Below are 19303 nucleotides of genomic sequence, written 5' to 3' on the forward strand. Positions count from 1 at the left end.
CATGTCCGACACACCCGAGCCCGCCGCCGCCGACGAGCAGGACGAGTCGCAGCCCGACGTGAAACAGCGTTTCCGCGAGGCGCTGGAGCGCAAGCAGGCCAAAACGCGTAGCGGTGAGGAGCACGCGGACGCGCGGTCCAAGGTGCACGACGCTCACGGGCCTGCCTCGGCCAAGCGGAGTACTTTCCGTCGTAAGTCGGGGTAAGTCTGTTCCCGAGGCCACGGGGCTGCTCCCTCGGCCGTGATCGTCGTACTCCGGGTGCTCGAAGTAAAGGGCGCCTTCGGCGTCGCTGGCGCGATCTCGCTTCGCTCGACCCTTGACTCCGATCACCCGGAGCTACGGGATGGCCAGTATGAGGGAGCCGGGGGGAGTGTAGGGAGCTTCCTTCTTCCTCGTCCTCAGGTGCGGTCTCGCTCTCGCATGGTCAGTAGGAGGTAGGCGGCCAGGGAGGAGTCGTCGGTGATGATGCCGTCGCGGAGCATGCGTTCTACCTCGTCGCGGGGGAACCACTGTTGGCGCATGTCCTGCTCCTCGACCTCCCTTTGTGGTGGACCTGGGGTGAGGTCGGTGGCCAGGAACACGTGGAAGCCCTGGCCGCTGTAGCCGTGGGCGCTGTTCAGGTAGCCGAGACGGTCCAGGTTCCTGGCGGTGAAACCGGTCTCCTCGGCGAGCTCGGCGGCGGCCAGTTCCTCGGGGGTGCCACTCCTGCCCTGCGGGAACGCGCCCTGCGGGAACTCCCAGTAGCGGCCCCGTAGCGGGTAGCGGTACTGCTCGACGAGGTGGAACCCGCCGTCGGCCATCGGGATGACGACGGCGAAGTCCGGCTTGTCGATGACCGAGTAGATCCCGCGCGAGCCGTCCTGGCGCTCGATCTCGTCCTCGCGCAGGGTCAGCCACGGGTTCTGGTAGACCACGCGGGTGGACAGGGTCCTGATGGCAGGCTGGTCGCTCACACCGTCCAGTCTGCCCGGACGCTAGACGACCTTGTCCAACCGGGACCGGGCCTCCTCCAGCTCGGCCAGCAGCGCGGCCATCACCTCCGCGACCGGGCGCACCTCGTTCATCCTGCCGACGATCTGGCCGACCGGCATCGCGACCACGTCCGGGTCGCCGGCCCGCATCATGCGCTGGTGGGCCTCGCCGACCAGGAGGTTCTGCAGCGGCATGGGCAGCGGCTCCGGCGCGTCCGGCTCCGACCAGGCCTCGGTCCAGCGGTTGCGTAGCAACCGCGCGGGCTTGCCGGTGTAGATCCGGGAGCGGACGGTGTCGGCCGAGCCCGCCCTGACCAGGGCGCGCTGCAACGCGTTCTGGTCGCCGCCGAGTCGGTACTCGGCGGTGGTCAGCCAGTAGGAGCCCATCCACACCCCGGTGGCGCCGAGCGCCAGTGCGGCGAGCACCTGCCGGCCGCTGCCGATGCCGCCGGCGGCGAGCACCGGGACCCGGTCACCGACCGCGTCTACCACCTCGGGCACGAGCACCATCGACGCGATCTCCCCGGTGTGCCCGCCCGCCTCGTAGCCCTGGGCCACGACGAGGTCGACGCCGTTCTCCACGTGCCGCACCGCGTGCTCGGCCTTGCCGGCCAGCGCCGCCACCGGTACCCCCGCGGCGTGTGCCCGCTCGATCACGTCCGCCGGGGGCGAGCCGAGCGCGTTCGCGATCAGGGCCGGGCGGTGCTCCAGCGAGACGTCCACATGGGAGCGAGCGACCGAGTGCAACCAGCCGAGCACCCCGGCCTGGTTCGCGGCCTCGCCCAACGGAGGCACGCCCAGCTTCACCAGCGTCTGTTCCACGAACGCCCGGTGCCCCGGCGGGATCAGCGCGGACAGGTCGGTCGGCGTGCCCTCGGTCGGAACCTTCGCCGGCATGACGATGTCCACCCCGTAGGGCCGACCGTCGGTGTTCTCGTCCATCCAGGACAGTGCGGCGTCGAGCTCGGCCGGGTCGTTGTACCGCACGCAGCCGAGCACGCCGAGCCCGCCGGCTCGACTGATCGCGGCCGCGACGTGCTCGGACGGGGTGAACCCGAAGATCGGGTGCTCGACGCCGAAGGTCTCACACAGAGAGCTGCGCATGCGTGCCTCCAGCGGTGGCCTGCCAGGTCGGCACGTGCGTCGAGGTGTACTCCTTCGCCCAGCGGTAGTCCGGTTTCGCGCTCGGCGCCCGGCCGACCTGGTCCACGACCCAGAGGCTGCGCGGGGTCTTGTACCCGGCCACCTGGGTCCGCACGTGCGCGTCCAGTGCGGCGAAGTCGATCGTCGTACCGCTCCTCGGCTGGACGAGCGCGGCCACCCGCTGGCCGAGCCGCTCGTCGGGCACCCCGACGACGAGCGCGTCGAACACGTCCGGGTGGGACTTCAGCGCCGCCTCGACCTCCTCGGGAAACACCTTCTCCCCGGCGGTGTTGATGCTGACGTTCCCCCGGCCCAGCAACGTGATCGAGCCGTCCTCCTCGAGCCGGGCGTAGTCGCCCGGCACCACGTGGCGAGCTCCGTCGATCTCCACGAAGATCGTCGCGCTCTTCTCCGGGTCCTTGTAGTAGCCGAGCGGGACGTGACCGCCCCGGGCGAGCCGGCCGACCTGACCGGGTGCCACCGGCCGGTCGTCCTCGCCGATCACCACCGTGTCCGGGCCCCCGCGGACGGTCGGTCCGCCGCCGCTCTGCGGTGCGCCCTTGACCACCATCGCCAGGCCGTTGAACCCGGACTCCGAGGAGCCGATCGCGTCGGTGAGCACGACATTCGGCAGCGCGGCCAGATACTGGTCCTTGACCGACCGGGAGAACAGCGCCGCGTGGCTGGAGATCGCGACCAGGCTGGAGGCGTCGTACCCGCCCCGCTCGTACGCCTCGATCAGCGGCCGGGCCATGGCGTCGCCGACGATCGTCAGCACCCGCACCTGGTGGCGGGCCACCGCCCGCCACACTTCGTGCGGGTCGAACTGCGGCATCAGCACGACCGTGTCGCCGCCGAAGAGCGCGGCGAGCGCCGCCCACTGCGCGGCGCCGTGGATCAGCGGTGCGCACGCGAGCCGGGTCATGCCCGGGGAGTCCGCGCCCCGCCGCGACTGCTCCCACTCGTCGGGCAACGCCTCGCCGGTGACGAAGTCGATGCCCCCGCCGAGCACGCGCCACACGTCCTCGTGCCGCCACATCACGCCCTTGGGCTTTCCGGTCGTCCCGCCGGTGAACAGGATGTAGAGGTCGTCACCGCTGCGCTCGGGGAAGTCGCGGGCATCGGACCCCCCGGCCAGCGCCTCCTCGTAGGCGGTGCCGTCGAACGCGGTGTCGGTGCCGTCCGCCACGACGAGCCGGTGCCGCACCGTCGGCGTGTGCGGCACGACCGCGTCGACGAGCGGGGCGAACCGGCGCTCGTGCACGACGGCGGCGAGGTCGGCGTCGTCGAACAGGTATCGCAACTCGTTCTCGACGTAGCGGTAGTTGACGTTGATGACGACGGCACGCAGCTTGTAGGCGGCGAGGATCGTCTCGATCGCCTCGATCGAGTTCCTGCTGTACAGCCCGATGTGGTCACCCGGGCCGAAGCCCTGACCGGCGAGGTGGTGCGCGAGCCGGTTGGCCCGCCGTTCGAGGTCGGCGTAGGTCGCGCTCCGCTCCCCGCAGGCGATCGCGACCCGCTCCGGAAAAGCGTCGGCGGCATGCTCGAAAAGGTCCGCGATATTCAGTGCCACGAGACCAAACTAGAACGTGTTATCGTTCCTGGCAATCCCTCGTCACCCGGGAGCCGCGCATGCCGGACTGCCTCGTCGACCAGGACGGTCACGTACTGATCGTCACGATGAACCGCCCGCGGGCGCGCAACGCGTTGTCCGCGGAGATGATGGCGATCATGCGGGAGGCCTGGGACCGCGTCGACCGCGACGAGGACATCCGGGTCTGCGTGCTGACCGGTGCAGGCGGCGCGTTCTGCGCCGGCGCCGACCTCAAGGCGATGACCAGTACCCACCCCGGCGACAGCTTCTCCTCCGGGGAGTGGGACCTGTCGGTGATCGAGCCGCTGCTCAAGGGCCGGCGGCTGACCAAGCCGCTGGTCGCCGCCGTGGAGGGCCCGGCGATCGCGGGCGGCACAGAGATCCTCCAGGCGACCGACATCCGGATCGCCGGCCGCAGCGCGCGGTTCGGGGTGTCGGAGGCGAGGTGGGGGCTGTTCCCGCTCGGGGGGTCGGCGGTGCGCCTGCCCCGGCAGGTCCCCTACACGCTGGCCGCGGACCTGCTGCTGACCGGCCGCCACCTCACGGCGACGGAGGCGTTGTCGATCGGGCTGGTGGGTCAGGTCGTCCCGGACGGCACGGCGCTGGAACGGGCCATGGAGGTCGCCGGGACCATCGCCGCCAACGGTCCGCTCGCGGTGCGAGCGATCCTGCGCACCATGCGCGAGACCGAGGGCATGCCGGAGAACGAGGCGTTCCGGGTGGACGCCCGGCTCGGCATGGAGGTGTTCGCCAGCGAGGACGCGCGCGAGGGGCCCAAGGCGTTCGCGGAGAAGCGGCGCCCGGAGTTCCGCGGCCGTTGATCAACCGGCGCGCAGGGTCCGGAGCAGGTCCTCGGTGACCCGGGCGAGCCGGAGCGCGTCCTTCCGGTTCAGCGTCGGCAGCGAGGGGTCGACCAGCGTGCCGCGGTCGACCGCGGTGAGTGCCTCCCGCGGGGGGTGGTCCAGGAAGCCGTGGATGGGCTCGATCGCCTCGGCCACCGGCCGGGCGGCGACCCGGGCGAGCGACCTGATCACCGCCCGGGCGAGCGGGTTGAGCGGGGACAGGTCGCCGCTGCGGGTGAAACCGGGGTGGTACAACACGAACCGGGCTCGCCCCGCATGCTGCTCGGCGAAGGCCACGCCGAGCAGGTCGTTGGCGCGGCCGGCCTGGAGCTGGGCGCGCACCGTGCCGTACCGGCGGGTCAGCTGGAGGTCGTCCCAGTGGATCGAGCCGGCGGTGGTGCCGACGCCGGCGACGCTGACGACCACCGGGTCGGCCGCGGCGTCCAGGGCCGGGGTCAGCCCGCGGGCCAGCAGGTACCGGCTCAGGTAGTAGAGGGCGAAGGTGTGCTCGAGTCCCTCGGCCGTCTCCACCCGACGCGGGCTCGGCCGGTTCGCGAACAGCACCAGCGCGTCCACCACGGGGTTGTCCCGGCCGATCTCCGCGACCACCCGCTCGTTCTCGGCAACCGAGCTCAGGTCCGCGTGGACGAAGCACAGGCGGTCGCCGGCCGCCGCCTGCTCCACCAGGGAGCGTCCCCTGGCGGCACTGCTGCCGATCGCGATCACGGTGTCGCCGCGGTCGAGCCGGGCGAGCGCGGTGGCTCGGCCCATGCCGCTCGTCGCCCCGCTGATCACCACGGTCCTGCGTGGCTGAGCGGCCATCGTTCCTCCAGTAGCCTCGGGTTCCGGCCCCACTATCGGCGGGGCGACCGCGCGAGGGAAGAAGGCAGTTCCATGTCCGGTACGCACACGGAGGTGCCCTCCCTGGTGAGCGCGCCGCTGCCGCACCCGGTTCCGGCCGACGAGTACGGGGCATGCCCGGTCACCGACGTCCTGCGCCGCATCGGCGACAAGTGGACAGTGCTCGTCGTCGTCCTGCTCGGCCGGCGCCGGCACCGGTTCAACGAGCTGCACCGGTCGGTCGACGGCATCAGCCAGCGGATGCTGACCAGGACACTGCGGACGCTCGAACAGGACGGGCTCGTCGAGCGGGAGGTGCACCCGACGGTGCCACCGTCCGTCGAGTACGGACTGACCCCGCTCGGGCGCAGCCTGCTCCCGCCGCTGTCGGGACTCGCCGACTGGGCCGTCGCCCACCACGGGGAGATCACCGCCGCGCGGGGTCGGGCCACGGGCGAGGACGGTCAGATGGCCCGCTCGCGGCCCGCCCAGTAGGGGTCGCGCAGCTTTCGCTTGTACAGCTTGCCGTTCGGGTCGCGGGGTAGCTGGTCGAGGTAGTCGATGGACCGGGGGATCTTGAACTTGGCCAGCCGTCCGGCGGCGAAGGCGAGCAGCTCCTCGGTCAGCGCGGGCCCCGGGCTCGTGCCGGGTGCCGGCTGCACCACGGCCTTGATCTCCTCGCCCCAGTCCGCGTGCGGGACGCCGAACACGGCGACGTCGGCCACCTTGGGATGGCAGGCGAGCTCGTTCTCGATCTCCGCGGGGTAGACGTTCACCCCGCCCGAGATGATCATGTCGTTCTTGCGGTCGCGCAGGAAGAGGTAGCCGTCCTCGTCGAGGTGGCCGATGTCGCCGAGGGTGAACAGCTCACCCACGCGCGCGGCCCGGGTCTTCGCCTCGTCCTTGTGGTAGGAGAACGTGGATTTCCCCATCCGCATGTAGACCAGCCCCGGCTCGCCGGGCGGGAGCTCGTTGCCGTCCTCGTCCAGCACCCGGACGACCGAGCCCGGCCACGGCCTGCCGACCGAGCCCGGCTTCGCCAGCCACTCGGTCGCGCTGATCGCGGTGCCACCGCCCTCGGTTGCCGCGTAGTACTCGGTCACCACCGGCCCCCACCAGTCCAGCATCCTGCGCTTGACCTCCTGCGGACAGGGTGCCGCGCCGTGGATGACCATCCGGAGCGAGGAGACGTCGTAGGACTTCCTGGTCTCCTCGGGGAGCTCGAGGAGGCGGTGGAACTGGGTGGGCACCATGTGGGTGTGGGTGACGCGGTGCCGCTCGATCAGCGCGAGCATCTCCTCCGGCCGCCAGCGGTCCATCAGGACGGCCGTATGTCCCAGTTGGACGGAGTTGGCGACGAAGTTCAGCACCGCTGTGTGGTACATGGGCGAGCCGCAGAGGTGCACGTGGTCGTCGAACGGCCGCAGGTCGAAGATGCCGAAGAACCACAGCGCCGCCGGGGGCACCTCGTCCGGGTCGGCACCGGTCAGCGCGCGCCGGACGCCCTTGGGCCGGCCGGTGGTGCCGGAGGTGTAGAGCATCGGCGAGCCAGCGGTGCGGACGTCGGGCCGGCCGCTCTCCCCCTCGCCGAGCCGGTGCAGCGGGGTGAAGCCGGGGACGTCGCCGACGGCGAACCGTGCGCCGGCTGGCAGTCCGGCCCGGGCGGCGGCCTCCGCGGCCACCTCGGCGAACCGCTCGTGGGCGACAAACGCCCTGGCCCCGCTGTCCTCGATCAGGTACGCCACCTCGGCGCCGACCAGGTGCCAGTTGACCATGACCACGTACAGGCCGGTCTGAAAGGCTCCGAAGTAGACGGACGTGAGGTCGAAGCCGTTGGGCAGCATGACCACCACGCAGTCGCCCGGTCGCAGGCCGATGGCCTGGAGGCCCCGCCCGTACCGGTCGGCCGCGTCGGCCAGCTCGCCGTAGGTCAGCCGTCGGCCGTCCGGGTCGACCACGGCGACGTGGTCCGGCCGCTCGCGTGCGATGTTCCACAGTCCGATCGAGGCCATCGCCCCAATTTAGAACGTGTTTCAGTCTTCGGCAAGGACCTCCGCGACCTGGCGCACCTGCTCGGCGTCGGTGCAGCCGACCAGCAGCATCGTCACCCCGCGGTCGGCCCACTCGCGGACCCGGCGGCGGACCTCGTCGGCATCGCCGATGATCGCGGTCTCGGCCACGAGCTCGTCGGGCACCGCCGCGGCCGCCTCGGCGCGGCGTCCCTCGCGGAACCGGGCGCCGATCTCGTCGACGACCTCGCCGTAGCCCATGCGGCGGAACAGGTCCGCGTGGAAGTTCTTCTCCGCCGCACCCATCCCGCCGGCGTAGAGCGCGATGACCGGCCGATGCCTGTCGTACTCGGCGGCGGGGTCGTCGGTGACGGTGACCGAGGCGTTCGCGGCGACCTCGAAGTCGGCCCGGGACCGGCGGGCACCCGGTCGGGCGAACCCCTCGTCGAGCCAGGCGTTGTACTGGTCGGCGAGCGTCGCGCTGAAGTAGACCGCGAGCCACCCGTCGGCGATCTCGGCGGTCAGCGCCACGTTCTTCGGCCCCTCGGCGCCGAGCCAGATCGGCAGGTCAGCCCGCAGCGGATGGGTGATCGGGCGCAGCGGCTTGCCCAGGCCGTCGGCACCAGGGCCGGTGTAGGGCAGTGGGTAGTGCGGTCCGGCGTTGGTGACCGGAGCCTCGCGGGCGAGTACCTGCCGCACGACCGAGACGTACTCCCGGGTGCGGGCCAGCGGCCTGCCGAACGGAGCCCCGTACCAGCCCTCGACGACCTGAGGGCCGGAGACGCCGAGCCCGAGGATCGCGCGCCCCCCGGAGAGGTGGTCGAGCGTGAGCGCGGCCATGGCGGCGGCCGTGGGTGCCCTGGCCGAGAGCTGGGCGACGGCCGTGCCCAGCCGCACCCGCCTTGTCGCCGCTCCCCACCAGGCGAGCGGGGTGAACACGTCCGACCCCCAGGACTCCGCGGTGAACACCGCGTCGAACCCGGCCTCGTCCGCCGCGGTGACCATCTCCGCGGCGTTCTCCGGCATCCCCGCGCCCCAGTACCCGAGCTGCAGTCCAAGCCTCATGGTTCGCATCGTAGATCGTTCGGCGGTGGCCGGAGCGGGTCTTGCCCGACAAAGTAGAACGTGTTTCACTCGGGACGTGACCGTCGATCAGGTGCCGCTGTCCGCTCCTCTCGACATCGGTTTCGACTACACCCGCTCGCTCGGCCCGACGCTGACCCGGTTCGCCACGGCCCTGGCCGGCCGGCGCGTCCTCGGTGCCCGAGGTGGTGACGGCCGGGTGCACGTGCCGCCGCCCGAGTACGACCCGGTCACCGGGAAGGCGCTCACCGAACTGGTCGAGGTGGCCTCGTCCGGGACCGTGACCTCCTGGTGCGCCCAGCCGGAACCCCTCGCCGGGCAACCGCTCGAGCACCCGTTCTGCTGGGCCTTCGTGCTGCTCGACGGGGCCGACACACCACTGCTGCACGCGGTTGACGCCCCGGTGCTGCGCACGGGCGCGCGGGTACGGATCCGCTGGGCCGTCGAGCGCGGCAACGGCATCCGGGACATCGCCTGCTTCGAACCGGGCGAGGAGGAGCCGGCCGCCCAGGACGGTGCCGCCGCTGAGGCGGACGAGGTCGCGATGATCACGACGCCGGTGCACCTGAGCTACATGCACACCGCCTCGCCCGAGGAGAGCCGGTACCTGCGTGGGCTCGCGGAGGGCCGGCTGCTCGGGCAGCGGTGCCCGGCGTGCGAGAAGGTGTACATCCCCCCGCGCGGCGCCTGCCCGACCGACGGCGTGCCAACGGAGACGGAGGTGGAGCTCCCCGACCGCGGCATCGTCACCACGTTCTGCGTGGTCAACGTGCCCTTCCTCGGCCAGCGGATCCCGCCGCCGTACGTGGCGGCCTACATCCTCCTCGACGGCGCCGACATCGCCTTCCTGCACCTGGTGCTCGGCTGTCCGCCCGATCAGGTCCGGATGGGCATGCGGGTCGAGGCAGCCTGGCGCCCGCGCGAGCAGTGGGGGACGACACTGGAGAACATCGACCACTTTCGGCCGACCGGGGAGCCGGACGCTCCCTACGAGACCTACGCGCGGCACCTATGACCGACGTCTCGATCGTCTCCTTCGCCCAGGCGCCCAACGTGCGGGCGACCCACGGCACCACCAACGGTGTCGAGATGCTCGTGCCGATCCTCCGCGAGGCGCTCGACGGCGCCGGGCTCGCCAAGCAGGACATCGGGTTCTGGTGCTCGGGATCCTCGGACTACCTCGCCGGCCGGGCGTTCTCCTTCATCGCCGCGGTCGACGCGATCGGCGCCTTCCCGCCCATCCACGAGTCTCACGTGGAGGCCGACGCCGCCTGGGCGCTGTACGAGGCCTGGGTGAAGATCCGCACCGGCGAGGTCGACACCGCACTGGTGTACGGGTTCGGCAAGTCCTCGGCGGGTGTGCTGCGCCGGGTGCTGGCCATGCAGCTGGACCCGTACAGCGTCGCTCCACTGTGGCCGGACGCGGTGAGCGTGGCCGGGCTGCAGGCCAGGCTGGGGCTCGACCAGGGGCTGTGGACCGAGCAGGACATGGCCGAGGTCGCGGCACGGAGCCGGGGTGCGAACCCGAACGCCCAGGTGCACGAGCGGGTCACCGCCGAGGAACTGCTGGACCGGCCCTACCTGGCCGACCCCCTGCGCCGCCACGACTGCCCGCCGGTCACCGACGGGGCGGCGGTGGTCGTACTGGCCACCGCCGAGCGGGCCAGGGAGCTCACCCCGAACCCGGCGCGGATCATCGGCATGGCCCACCGGGTCGAGTCCGCCCAGCTCGGCGCCCGCGAGCTCACCGCGTCCCCGTCGACGGCCGCCGCGGCGGCCGCCGTCGGAACCGACGGCGCGACGCTCGCGGAGCTGCACGCGCCGTTCACCCACCAGGAGATCCTGCTGCGCCGCGCGCTGCGCCTCGGCGACGAGGTGACGGTCAACCCCTCCGGGGGTCCGCTCTGCGGCAACCCCATGTTCGCCGCGGGGCTCGCCCGGATCGGTGAGGCGGCCACCCGGGTGCCGCCCGGCGAGCGCGCGATCGCCCACGCGACCAGCGGCCCGCTGCTGCAGCAGAACCTGGTGTGCGTACTGGAGGGCGAGTAGATGGGCCGGGAACGCGCCGCCGTGCTCGGGGTCGGGCAGACCCACCACCGAGCGCGGCGCACCGACGTGTCGATGGGCGGCCTCTGCCGGGAGGCCGTCGACCGCGCGCTCGCCGACGCCGGGCTGGACCTGGCCGACATCGACGCGGTGGTGCTCGGCAAGGCGCCGGACCTGTTCGAGGGCGTGATGATGCCCGAGTTGGCGCTGGCCGACGCCGTCGGCGCGGCCGGCAAGCCGCTGCTGCGGGTGCACACCGCTGGCTCGGTCGGCGGGTCGACCGGGAACGTCGCGGCGAGCCTGGTGCACGGGGGCGAGCACGCCAGGGTGCTGGCTGTCGCGTTCGAGAAGCAGTCCGAGTCCAACGCGATGTGGGCGCTGTCGATCTCGCCGCCGTTCCACATGCCGGTCGGGGCCGGCGCGGGCGGGTACTTCGCCCCGCACGTGCGCTCCTACATCCGCCGCTCCGGCGCCCCCGAGCACGTCGGCGCGATCGTGGCGGTGAAGGACCGGCGCAACGGCGCGCGAAACCCCTACGCGCACCTGCGCCAGCCGGACATCACGCTGGAGTCCGTGCGGGCCTCGGCCATGTTGTGGGACCCCATCCGCTACGACGAGACCTGCCCGTCCTCCGACGGCGCGTGTGCGGTCGTGCTCGGCGACGAGCGGGCCGCCCGCGGCCGGGACGCGGCCTGGATCCACGCCACCGCGATGCGCACCGAGCCGACTACGTTCGCCGGGCGTGACCAGGTCAACCCCCGAGCGGGGCGGGAGGCGGCGGCGGCGCTGTGGCGGGCGGCCGGCATCACCGACCCGCTGTCCGAGGTGGACGTCGCCGAGATCTACGTGCCGTTCTCCTGGTTCGAGCCGATGTGGTTGGAGAACCTCGGGTTCACCGCCGAGGGCCAGGGCTGGAAGCTCACCGAGGCGGGCGAGACCGAGATCGGCGGCCGGTTGCCGGTCAACCCGTCGGGTGGGGTGCTGTCCTCGAACCCGATCGGCGCCTCCGGACTGCTCCGCTTCGCCGAGGCGGCGATGCAGGTGATGGGCCGTGCGGGTGAGCACCAGGTGGACGGTGCCCGCCGGGCGGTCGGCCACGCCTACGGGGGCGGCTCGCAGTACTTCTCGATGTGGCTGGTGGGAGCGGAGAAGCCATGAAGTTCACCGTCGCGGTCGCGATGAGCCCACTCGAGCAGCTCGGGGAGCTGGCGCGGACCGCCGAGGAGTGCGGGTACGCCTCGGTCGCGCTGCCCGACTCGCTGTTCTACTCCGAGGAGGTCTCGGCGTCCTACCCGTACACCCCGGACGGCATCCGGTTCTGGACCGAGGAGACGCCGTGGGTCGACCCGTTCGTCGCGGCCGCGTCGATGGCCGCGGTCACTTCCCGGATCCGCTTCTACACCCAGGTGCTCAAGCTCAACCCGCGCAACCCGGTCCTGCTGGCCCGCCAGGTCGGCTCGGTGGCCGTCCTCACCGGGAACCGGTTCGGCCTCGGCATCGGCCTGGGTTGGTCTCCGGAGGAGACTCGCTGGTGCGGGGCCGAGTTCGACCACCGGGGAGCACGCGCGGACGAGGCGGTGGAAGTCCTGCGGCTGATCCTGCGTGGCGGGATGGTCGAGTACCACGGCAGGTTCTACGACTTCGGCCGGTTGCGGATGAGCCCGGCGCCGAGCGAGCCGGTGCCGTTCTACGTCGGCGGGCACAGCGAGCCGGCACTGCGCCGCGCCGCGCGCACCGGCGACGGCTGGACCTCGGCCATGATCTCGTTCGACGACCTGCGCTCGGTCATCGCCCGCGTTGGCGAGCTGCGGACCGAGTACGGCCGTACCGACGTGCCGTTCGAGATCCAGGCGGTCTGCGTGGACCGGTTCGGCCTGGACGGCTACCGCGCCCAGGCCGAGATCGGCGTGACCGACGCGATCGTCGTGCCGTGGGTCTTCTACGGGGTCGGGCTGGACGGCTCGCTGCAGGACAAGAAGGACGGGATGAAGCGGTTCGCAGACGAGATCATGGGGAAGCTGTGACAGCGGTGACGTGGCACGGCCCGGAGACCACCCACCCGGCGCGCGCGGCGTCGCGCCGCTCGATGGACGCGGTCTCCCGGGGCGCCAAGGAGGAGTGGCTGGCGCTGTTCGCCGAGGACGGTGTGGTCGAGGACCCCATCGGGGTGTCGATGTTCGACCCGACCGGCGACGGGCACCGAGGCCGGGCGGCCATCGCCGCGTTCTGGGACAAGGCGATCGCCGGCGTGGAGCGGTTCCAGTTCGACATACGCGACTCGTTCGCCGCGGGGGACGAGGTCGCCAACGTCGGCACGATCACCGCGTTCCTGCCGGGCGGTTCCCGGGTGGACACCGAGGGGGTGTTCGTCTACCGGGTGGACGCGGCCGGCCTGATCGTGTCGATGCGGGCGTTCTGGGAGACCGAGCGGGCGATGGCTACCCTGCGCCAGGCCTGATCTCCACGCCGTACTCCGCACAGGCCAGCACCATTGCGTTGTCCGAGAAGTCCGCCCTGGTGAGGAAGTCGGCCAGGTGCTCGTCGGAGCCGAACACGGTGAAGGTGAACGAGGCGGTCTCGAGCGCCGACCGCAGCCGGTCGTCCGGCGCCTCCGCGCGCATCCGGGCCACCGTGGACTTCGCCGTGGCGAGCCGGCTGCGGAACTCCTCCGGCGCGACGGAGTAGTCGCGGGCGGCCAGGACCAGCTCGTGCATCGTGTCGTCGTAGCCGGTGCAGAACTCGCTGGCCGGACCCGAGGACGCGCACCCGGCCGCGACCAGTAGCGCCGTGACCGGTACCAGACACCACCGGGAACCCATGCCGCACAGCCTTGTCGGCCCGGCCGGCGCTGAGGTGTCCGCGGGCGCGGGCGCCCGGGCCGTCGCGGCTGCCCGATCGGGCAACCGCCGGGTGGGTCACGAGTAGACGACCTGCAGCTCCTTGATGCCGTTGAGCCAACCGGAGCGCAGGCGGCGCGGCGTGCCGGCGGACCGGATGGCGGGCATGTGGTCGGCGACGGCGTTGAAGATCAGGTCGATCTCCACCTTGGCGAGGTTGGCCCCCACGCAGTAGTGGGCGCCGGTGCCGCCGAAACCCAGGTGCGGGTTCGGGTCGCGGGTGATGTCGAACTTCTCCGGCTCGTCGAAGACGTCGGTGTCGAAGTTCGCCGAGCTGTAGAACATGCCGACCCGGTCGCCCTTCCTGATCGACACCCCGCCCAGCTCGGTGTCGCGCGTGGCCGTGCGCTGGAAGGACATCACCGGGGTGGAGAAGCGGACGATCTCGTCGGCCGCGGTCGCCGGCCGCTGCTCCTTGAACAGCTCCCACTGCTCGGGGTGGGTCAGGAACGCGTGCATCCCGTGCGAGATGGCGTTGCGGGTCGTCTCGTTGCCGGCCACGGCGAGCAGCAGCACGAAGAAGCCGAACTCGTCCGAGCCGAGCGCGTCGCCGTCGATGTCCGCGTTGACCAGCGTCGTGACGATGTCGTCCATCGGGCACTTCTTGCGCTCCTCGGCCATGTGCCAGGCGTAGCCGAGCAGCTCGGCGGAGGCGGCCTCCGGGTTGATCGAGTACTCCGGGTCGTCGTAGGCCACCATCTGGTTGGACCAGTCGAAGACCTTGTGCCGGTCGTCCTGCGGGATGCCGAGCAGCTCGGCGATCGCCTGCAGCGGCAGCTCACACGCCACCTGGGTGACGAAGTCGCCGCCGCCCTTGGCCCTGGCGGTGGTGACGATCCGCTCGGCCCGGTCGGCCAGCTTGTCCCGCAGCCGGTCGATGGACTTGGGGGTGAAGCCCCGGGACACGATCCCACGCACCTTGGAATGGTGCGGCGGATCGATGTTGAGCATGATCAGCCGCTGGGCCTCGATCTTCTCCCGGGTCATGTCCGGGTTGAAGCGGATGATCGCGGTGTTCTCGGCGCTGGAGAAGACGTCGCTGTGCCGCGAGACCTCCTTGACGTCCGCGTGCCGGCTCACCACCCAGTAGCCGTCGTCGCCGAACCCCGCCAGGCCGTGGGGCTGTGCGTTCCACCAGACCGGGGCGGTGCGGCGCAGCTCGGCGAACAGCTCGACCGGGATGCGCTCTGCGTAGACGTCGGGATCGGTGAAGTCGAAACCGTCTGGGATGCGCGGAGCGGACACGTGGTGCCTCCGGAAGTGGTGGAACACGTTCTATCGATTGAAACACAGGCTCCACCGGGAAGTGAAGCGTGCCTTGCTGGCTGCGAGAACACGTTCTATTTTGACGGCATGGGAAATCCGGTGATCGTGGACGCGGTGCGAACTCCGATCGGCAAGCGCGGGGGTGCCCTGGCCGGGGTGCACGCCGCCGAGCTGCTGGGCGCGGCGCAGCGCGCACTGATCGCCCGAATAGGGGTGGAACCTGTTCTCGTCGAGCAGGTGGTCGGCGGGTGCGTCACCCAGGCCGGGGAGCAGTCGAACAACGTCACCCGGGTCGCCTGGGTGCACGCCGGGTTGCCGCCCGAGACCGGGTGCACGACGGTGGACGCCCAGTGCGGTTCCGCGCAGCAGGCCACCCACCTGGTCGCCGGGCTGGTCGCTGTCGGGGCGATCGACGTCGGGGTGGCCTGCGGGGTGGAGGCGATGAGCCGGGTGCCGCTGCGCGCCAACCTCGGCGTGGACGTTGGCAGGCCGCGCCCGGAGTCCTGGTCGATCGACCAGCCGGACCAGTTCCTCGCCGCCGAGCGGATCGCGGTCCGTCGTGGACTGTCCCGGGAGGACCTCGACCGGTTCGGCGAGCGCTCGCAGCGGCTTGCCGGGGCGGCATGGGAGGCCGGGCACTTCGACCGCGAGGTGGTCCCGGTGGCGGGTGTCGAGCGGGACCAGGGGCTCCGCGAGACGAGCCTGGCAGCCCTGGCCGGGTTGGCGCCGGTCGTCGAGGGCGGCCTGCACACCGCCGGCACGTCCTCGCAGATCTCCGACGGCGCTTCGGCCGTGCTCGTGGTCGACGAGGACCGGGCGCGGGAGCTCGGGTTGACCCCGCGGGCGCGGATCCTCGCGCAGTGCCTGGTCGGCGCCGAGCCGTACTTCCTCCTGGACGGCCCGGTCGCGGCCACCGAGCGGCTGCTGGCCAGGACCGGGATGAAGATCGGCGACCTCGACCTGTTCGAGGTGAACGAGGCGTTCGCGTCGGTCGTGCTGTCCTGGATGTCCGTGCACGAGCCCGACCCCGCGCTGGTCAACGTGAACGGCGGGGCGATCGCGCTCGGCCACCCGGTCGGCGGCACCGGCGCCCGCCTGCTCACCACGGCGCTGCACGAGCTGGAGCGGCGGGACGCCTCCACGGCCCTGGTCTCCATGTGCGCGGGCGGCGCGCTGGCCACCGGAACGATCCTGGAGAGGTGCTGACGAGACCAAGCAACTGCTAGGTTGAGTCCATGGGTGTGGTGGCGAGCAGGCCGGCCGGTGCGATCGCCGTGGTCACGATCGACTTCCCGCCGGTCAACGCGGTGCCGGTGGCCGGGTGGTTCGAGCTCGCCGATGCCGTCGCCGCAGCCGGGCGCGACCCCGCGACCCACGTCGTCGTGCTGCGGGCGGAGGGGCGCGGCTTCTGTGCGGGCGTGGACATCAAGGAGATCCAGCGCGACACCGGGTACGAGGCGCTGGTCGGCGCGAACCACGGCTGCCACGCGGCGTTCGGCGCCGTGTACGACTGCGCGGTGCCGGTGATCGCCGCGGTGCGGGGGTTCTGCCTGGGCGGTGGGATCGGCCTGGTCGGCAACGCGGACGTGGTGGTCGCGGCCGAGGACGCCACGTTCGGACTGCCCGAGGTGGACCGCGGCGCCCTCGGGGCGGCGACGCACCTCGCCCGGCTGGTGCCCCAGCACCTGATGCGGGCCATGTACTACACCGCCGCCACGGTCACCGCCGCGCAGCTGCACCACCACGGCTCGGTGTACCGGGTGGTGCCGGGGGTCGAGCTGGACCGGGCCGCGCTGGAGCTGGCCGAGGTGATCGCGGCCAAGGACACCCGGGTGGTCCGCGCGGCGAAGTCGGCGATCAACGGCATCGACCCGCAGGACGTGCACCGCGGCTACCGCTTCGAGCAGGGGTTCACCTTCGAGCTGAACCTCGTCGGCGCCGCGGACGCGGCACGGCGGCGTTTCCTGGAGGAGCGGTGAGGGACAAGCGGATGACCGCCGACGAGGTGGTCGCCACGCTGTCGGACGGAATGACGGTCGGGATCGGCGGCTGGGGGTCCCGGCGCAAACCCATGGCGCTGGTGCGGGCCATCCTGCGCTCGCCGCTGCGCGAGCTCACCGTGGTGTCCTACGGGGGACCGGACGTGGGGCTGCTCTGCGCGGCGGGCAAGGTGCGCGAGGTGGTCTACGGGTTCGTCTCCCTGGACTCGATCGCCTACGACCCGTGGTTCCGCCGGGCACGTGAGTCCGGCTCGGTCCTCGCCCGGGAGCTGGACGAGGGCATGCTCCAGTGCGGGCTCCGGGCGGCCGCACACCGCCTGCCGTTCCTGCCGATCCGCGCGGGGCTCGGTTCGGACGTGCTCGCGCTGGACCCCTCGCTGCGCACGGTCCGCTCGCCCTACGGCGACGAGGAACTGGTCGCGATGCCGCCGATCGCGCTGGACGTCGCGCTGGTGCACCTGAACCGGGCCGACCGGCACGGCAACGCCAGGTACCTGGGGCCCGACCCCTACTTCGACGACCTGTTCTGCCTCGCCGCGACCCGGCGGTTCGTCTCCTGTGAGTCCGTTGCGGACACCGAGGAGCTCGCCGCGCTCGGCCCGCCGCAGGCGTTGCTGTTGAACCGGATGATGGTGGACGGGGTGGTGGAGGCGCCCGGCGGCGCACACTTCACCAGCTGCGTACCCGACTACGGCCGGGACGAGCCGTTCCAGCGGGCCTACGCCGAGGCCGCCAGTGCGGACGAGGACGCCTGGGCCGCCTTCGTCGACCACTACCTGTCCGGCGGCGAGGCCGACTACCAGCGGGCGGTGCGTGCCGGATGAGACAGCCGACCAGGGCGGAGGTCTGCGTCGCGGCCTGCGCGGACCTGTTCGCCGGGGACGGGGAGATCCTGGCGAGCCCCATGGGCCTGGTCCCGTCGCTGGGTGCCCGGCTCGCCCGGCTCACCGCCGAGCCGGACCTGCTGCTCTCCGACGGCGAGGCGACCCTGCTGACGGCCTCGGGCGTCGCCGAGGGGTGGTTGCCCTACCGCGCGGTGTTCGACGTGCTCGCGCACGGGCGCCGGCACGTGGTGATGGGGGCGAACCAGCTGGACCGCCACGGGAACCAGAACATCTCCTGCATCGGCCGGCACGAGCGGCCGGACCGCCAGCTGCTCGGGTTCCGCGGCGCGCCGGGGAACACGGTCAACCACAGGACCAGCTACTGGGTGCCCCGCCACTCCCGGCGAGTGTTCGTGCCCGCCGTGGACGTCGTGTCCGGGGTCGGCTACGACCGCGACGGCGGGCGGTTCCACGACGTGCACCGGGTGGTCACGAACCTGGCCGTGCTGGACTTCGGCGGTCCCGGGCACACCATGCGGCTGGTGTCGGTGCACCCCGGCGTCACCGAGGCCGAGGTGGTCGAGCAGACCGGCTTCGAGCTGGCGCAGGGCGACGTCGCGCAGACCCGCCTGCCCAACGAGGCCGAGCTGGCGCTGCTGCGCGAGGAGCTGGATCCGCGAGGGCTCCGGGAGCGCGAGGTGCGTTCGTAGTGGAGACGGCGCTGACCCGGCTGGTGGGGATCCGGTACCCGGTGGTGCAGACCGGCATGGGCTGGGTCGCCGGCCCGCGCCTGGTCTCGGCGGTGGCCGCCGCCGGCGGGCTCGGCATCCTCGCCTCGGCCACGATGAGCTTCGAGGAGCTGCGTGCGGCCATCCGGGAGACAAGGGCCCGCACCGGTGAGCCGTTCGGGGTGAACCTGCGTGCCGACGCCGCCGACGCCGCCGACCGCGTCGCGCTGCTCCTCGACGAGGGCGTCCGGGTCGCCTCGTTCGCCCTGGCGCCCAAGGAGTCGCTGGTCGCGCGGTTGAAGGAGGGCGGCGTGCTGGTGGTGCCCTCGGTCGGCGCGGTGCGCCACGCGGAGAAGGTCGTCGCCTGGGGGGCGGACGCGGTGGTGGTGCAGGGCGGCGAGGGCGGCGGGCACACGGGCCAGGTCGCGACGACGCTGCTGCTGCCGGCCGTGGTGGACGCCGTGGACATCCCGGTCGTCGCCGCCGGCGGCTTCTACGACGGGCGCGGCCTCGCGGCGGCGCTCGCCTACGGGGCGGCCGGGGTGGCGATGGGCACCCGGTTCCTGCTGACCGAGGAGAGCACGGTGCCGCGGGCGGTGAAGGAGGCCTACCTGTCCCACGACCTGACCGGCACCGTGGTGACCACCCGGGTGGACGGCGTTCCGCACCGCGTGCTGCGTACCGACCTGGTGGCGGCCCTCGAGCGCTCCGGGCGGGTGGGCTCGCTGGCCCGCGCGCTGGCCAACGCCGTCCGCTTCCGCCGCCTGACCGGCCTGTCCTGGCCCACGCTGGTGCGCGACGGGCTTGCCATGCGCCGTGCCCGCGGGCTGACCCTGGCCCAGGTCGTGATGGCCGCGAACACCCCGATGCTCCTGCGTGCCGGCCTGGTGCAGGGTCGCACCGACACCGGTGTGCTGGCCGCCGGGCAGGTCGTTGGTGCCCTGCGCGACCTGCCCACCTGCGCCGAACTGGTCGAGCGGGTCGTCGCCGAGGCCGAGGAGGCCATCGCCAGGTTGCCTGGGGCGCGTCCTCAAGGTCCCGGTCGAGGGCTTTGAG

Annotated in this window: 21 protein-coding genes; 13 read left to right on the forward strand and 8 right to left on the reverse strand. The window is 72.3% G+C overall.

Going from position 1 to position 19303, the window contains the following annotated elements; translation table 11 throughout:
* Position 1 precedes the first annotated feature (1 nt).
* Positions 2-205: a DUF5302 domain-containing protein gene (locus tag BU204_RS03625; RefSeq protein WP_075124083.1), complete on the forward strand. Its 204-nt coding sequence runs from the start codon at positions 2-4 to the stop codon at positions 203-205.
* 194 nt (positions 206-399) lie between these two features.
* On the opposite strand, the gene BU204_RS03630 is transcribed toward BU204_RS03625, so the two are convergent.
* The 3 genes from BU204_RS03630 to BU204_RS03640 are packed head-to-tail and all read right to left on the reverse strand — an operon-like array spanning position 400 to position 3691.
* Positions 400-954 carry an NUDIX domain-containing protein gene (locus tag BU204_RS03630; RefSeq protein ID WP_233159186.1) on the reverse strand — a complete coding sequence of 185 codons (555 nt, stop codon included), beginning with the start codon at positions 952-954 and terminating at the stop codon, positions 400-402.
* Between the two features lie 21 nt (positions 955-975).
* Positions 976-2076 carry an NAD(P)H-dependent flavin oxidoreductase gene (locus tag BU204_RS03635; protein ID WP_075124085.1) on the reverse strand — a complete coding sequence of 367 codons (1101 nt, stop codon included), beginning with the start codon at positions 2074-2076 and terminating at the stop codon, positions 976-978.
* Positions 2057-3691, reverse strand: a complete 1635-nt coding sequence (locus BU204_RS03640) for an acyl-CoA synthetase (protein WP_075124086.1) — start codon at positions 3689-3691, stop codon at positions 2057-2059. The genes BU204_RS03635 and BU204_RS03640 overlap by 20 nt, the downstream gene beginning before the upstream one ends.
* Before the next feature lie 59 nt (positions 3692-3750).
* On the opposite strand from BU204_RS03640, the gene BU204_RS03645 reads away from it, so the two are divergent.
* Entirely contained in the window at positions 3751-4533 is a 783-nt protein-coding gene (locus tag BU204_RS03645; RefSeq protein WP_075124087.1) for a crotonase/enoyl-CoA hydratase family protein, read from the forward strand.
* Here the strand turns inward: BU204_RS03645 and BU204_RS03650 are convergent, their stop codons facing one another.
* Entirely contained in the window at positions 4534-5376 is an 843-nt protein-coding gene (locus tag BU204_RS03650) for an SDR family NAD(P)-dependent oxidoreductase (protein ID WP_075124088.1), read from the reverse strand.
* Between the two features lie 72 nt (positions 5377-5448).
* Here BU204_RS03650 and BU204_RS03655 point away from each other — a divergent pair, with 72 nt between their 5' ends.
* Positions 5449-5889 carry a winged helix-turn-helix transcriptional regulator gene (locus tag BU204_RS03655; RefSeq protein ID WP_075124089.1) on the forward strand — a complete coding sequence of 147 codons (441 nt, stop codon included), beginning with the start codon at positions 5449-5451 and terminating at the stop codon, positions 5887-5889.
* On the opposite strand, the gene BU204_RS03660 is transcribed toward BU204_RS03655, so the two are convergent.
* Both BU204_RS03660 and BU204_RS03665 read right to left on the reverse strand, forming a co-directional pair.
* Positions 5859-7406, reverse strand: a complete 1548-nt coding sequence (locus BU204_RS03660) for an acyl-CoA synthetase (protein ID WP_075124090.1) — start codon at positions 7404-7406, stop codon at positions 5859-5861. The genes BU204_RS03655 and BU204_RS03660 overlap by 31 nt on opposite strands.
* A 21-nt stretch (positions 7407-7427) precedes the next feature.
* Entirely contained in the window at positions 7428-8468 is a 1041-nt protein-coding gene (locus BU204_RS03665) for an LLM class F420-dependent oxidoreductase (protein ID WP_075124186.1), read from the reverse strand.
* Positions 8469-8544: 76 nt separating this feature from the next.
* Between BU204_RS03665 and BU204_RS03670 the strand changes: the two genes are divergently transcribed.
* From BU204_RS03670 to BU204_RS03690, 5 genes are read left to right on the forward strand one after another with little or no spacing between them, the layout of a single operon-like run.
* The gene (locus BU204_RS03670) at positions 8545-9501 is read left to right on the forward strand and encodes a Zn-ribbon domain-containing OB-fold protein (RefSeq protein ID WP_075124091.1); all 957 of its coding nucleotides are present in this window, start codon (positions 8545-8547) and stop codon (positions 9499-9501) included.
* Entirely contained in the window at positions 9498-10535 is a 1038-nt protein-coding gene (locus BU204_RS03675) for a thiolase domain-containing protein (protein WP_075124092.1), read from the forward strand. Before BU204_RS03670 ends, BU204_RS03675 begins: the two co-directional genes overlap by 4 nt.
* Positions 10536-11690, forward strand: a complete 1155-nt coding sequence (locus tag BU204_RS03680; RefSeq protein WP_075124093.1) for a thiolase domain-containing protein — start codon at positions 10536-10538, stop codon at positions 11688-11690.
* Positions 11687-12556 (forward strand): TIGR03619 family F420-dependent LLM class oxidoreductase, encoded by an 870-nt coding sequence (locus BU204_RS03685; protein WP_075124094.1) that lies wholly within the window; start codon positions 11687-11689, stop codon positions 12554-12556. The genes BU204_RS03680 and BU204_RS03685 overlap by 4 nt, the downstream gene beginning before the upstream one ends.
* Positions 12553-12990, forward strand: coding sequence for a nuclear transport factor 2 family protein (locus BU204_RS03690; protein ID WP_075124095.1), 438 nt, complete (start codon positions 12553-12555; stop codon positions 12988-12990). The genes BU204_RS03685 and BU204_RS03690 overlap by 4 nt, the downstream gene beginning before the upstream one ends.
* Here the strand turns inward: BU204_RS03690 and BU204_RS03695 are convergent.
* Positions 12971-13351, reverse strand: coding sequence for a hypothetical protein (locus BU204_RS03695; protein ID WP_075124096.1), 381 nt, complete (start codon positions 13349-13351; stop codon positions 12971-12973). The genes BU204_RS03690 and BU204_RS03695 overlap by 20 nt on opposite strands.
* 96 nt (positions 13352-13447) lie before the next feature.
* Complete coding sequence (locus BU204_RS03700; RefSeq protein ID WP_075124187.1) at positions 13448-14674, reverse strand: cytochrome P450; 1227 nt, start codon at positions 14672-14674, stop codon at positions 13448-13450.
* Positions 14675-14782: 108 nt separating this feature from the next.
* Between BU204_RS03700 and BU204_RS03705 the strand changes: the two genes are divergently transcribed.
* From BU204_RS03705 to BU204_RS03725, 5 genes are read left to right on the forward strand one after another with little or no spacing between them, the layout of a single operon-like run.
* A complete protein-coding gene (locus BU204_RS03705) occupies positions 14783-15901 on the forward strand; it encodes a steroid 3-ketoacyl-CoA thiolase (protein WP_075124097.1) in 1119 nt (372 codons plus the stop codon).
* 29 nt (positions 15902-15930) lie between these two features.
* A complete protein-coding gene (locus tag BU204_RS03710; RefSeq protein WP_075124098.1) occupies positions 15931-16674 on the forward strand; it encodes an enoyl-CoA hydratase family protein in 744 nt (247 codons plus the stop codon).
* Entirely contained in the window at positions 16671-17519 is an 849-nt protein-coding gene (locus tag BU204_RS03715) for a CoA transferase subunit A (protein ID WP_075124099.1), read from the forward strand. The genes BU204_RS03710 and BU204_RS03715 overlap by 4 nt, the downstream gene beginning before the upstream one ends.
* A complete protein-coding gene (locus BU204_RS03720) occupies positions 17516-18229 on the forward strand; it encodes a CoA-transferase subunit beta (RefSeq protein WP_075124100.1) in 714 nt (237 codons plus the stop codon). The genes BU204_RS03715 and BU204_RS03720 overlap by 4 nt, the downstream gene beginning before the upstream one ends.
* Positions 18229-19302, forward strand: coding sequence for an NAD(P)H-dependent flavin oxidoreductase (locus BU204_RS03725; protein ID WP_075124101.1), 1074 nt, complete (start codon positions 18229-18231; stop codon positions 19300-19302). The genes BU204_RS03720 and BU204_RS03725 overlap by 1 nt, the downstream gene beginning before the upstream one ends.
* The last annotated feature ends 1 nt before the right edge of the window (position 19303 follow it).

This window comes from Actinophytocola xanthii, assembly GCF_001921205.1.
Lineage (GTDB): Bacteria > Actinomycetota > Actinomycetes > Mycobacteriales > Pseudonocardiaceae > Actinophytocola > Actinophytocola xanthii.

Coding starts and splice junctions, on each gene's coding strand:
- BU204_RS03650 (WP_075124088.1), bottom strand. CDS start 5,376: ATGGCCGCTCAGCCACGCAGGACCGTGGTGATCAGCGGGGCGACGAGC.
- BU204_RS03675 (WP_075124092.1), top strand. CDS start 9,498: ATGACCGACGTCTCGATCGTCTCCTTCGCCCAGGCGCCCAACGTGCGG.
- BU204_RS03655 (WP_075124089.1), top strand. CDS start 5,449: ATGTCCGGTACGCACACGGAGGTGCCCTCCCTGGTGAGCGCGCCGCTG.
- BU204_RS03685 (WP_075124094.1), top strand. CDS start 11,687: ATGAAGTTCACCGTCGCGGTCGCGATGAGCCCACTCGAGCAGCTCGGG.
- BU204_RS03710 (WP_075124098.1), top strand. CDS start 15,931: ATGGGTGTGGTGGCGAGCAGGCCGGCCGGTGCGATCGCCGTGGTCACG.
- BU204_RS03625 (WP_075124083.1), top strand. CDS start 2: ATGTCCGACACACCCGAGCCCGCCGCCGCCGACGAGCAGGACGAGTCG.
- BU204_RS03695 (WP_075124096.1), bottom strand. CDS start 13,351: ATGGGTTCCCGGTGGTGTCTGGTACCGGTCACGGCGCTACTGGTCGCG.
- BU204_RS03665 (WP_075124186.1), bottom strand. CDS start 8,468: ATGAGGCTTGGACTGCAGCTCGGGTACTGGGGCGCGGGGATGCCGGAG.
- BU204_RS03645 (WP_075124087.1), top strand. CDS start 3,751: ATGCCGGACTGCCTCGTCGACCAGGACGGTCACGTACTGATCGTCACG.
- BU204_RS03635 (WP_075124085.1), bottom strand. CDS start 2,076: ATGCGCAGCTCTCTGTGTGAGACCTTCGGCGTCGAGCACCCGATCTTC.
- BU204_RS03705 (WP_075124097.1), top strand. CDS start 14,783: ATGGGAAATCCGGTGATCGTGGACGCGGTGCGAACTCCGATCGGCAAG.
- BU204_RS03720 (WP_075124100.1), top strand. CDS start 17,516: ATGAGACAGCCGACCAGGGCGGAGGTCTGCGTCGCGGCCTGCGCGGAC.
- BU204_RS03660 (WP_075124090.1), bottom strand. CDS start 7,406: ATGGCCTCGATCGGACTGTGGAACATCGCACGCGAGCGGCCGGACCAC.
- BU204_RS03680 (WP_075124093.1), top strand. CDS start 10,536: ATGGGCCGGGAACGCGCCGCCGTGCTCGGGGTCGGGCAGACCCACCAC.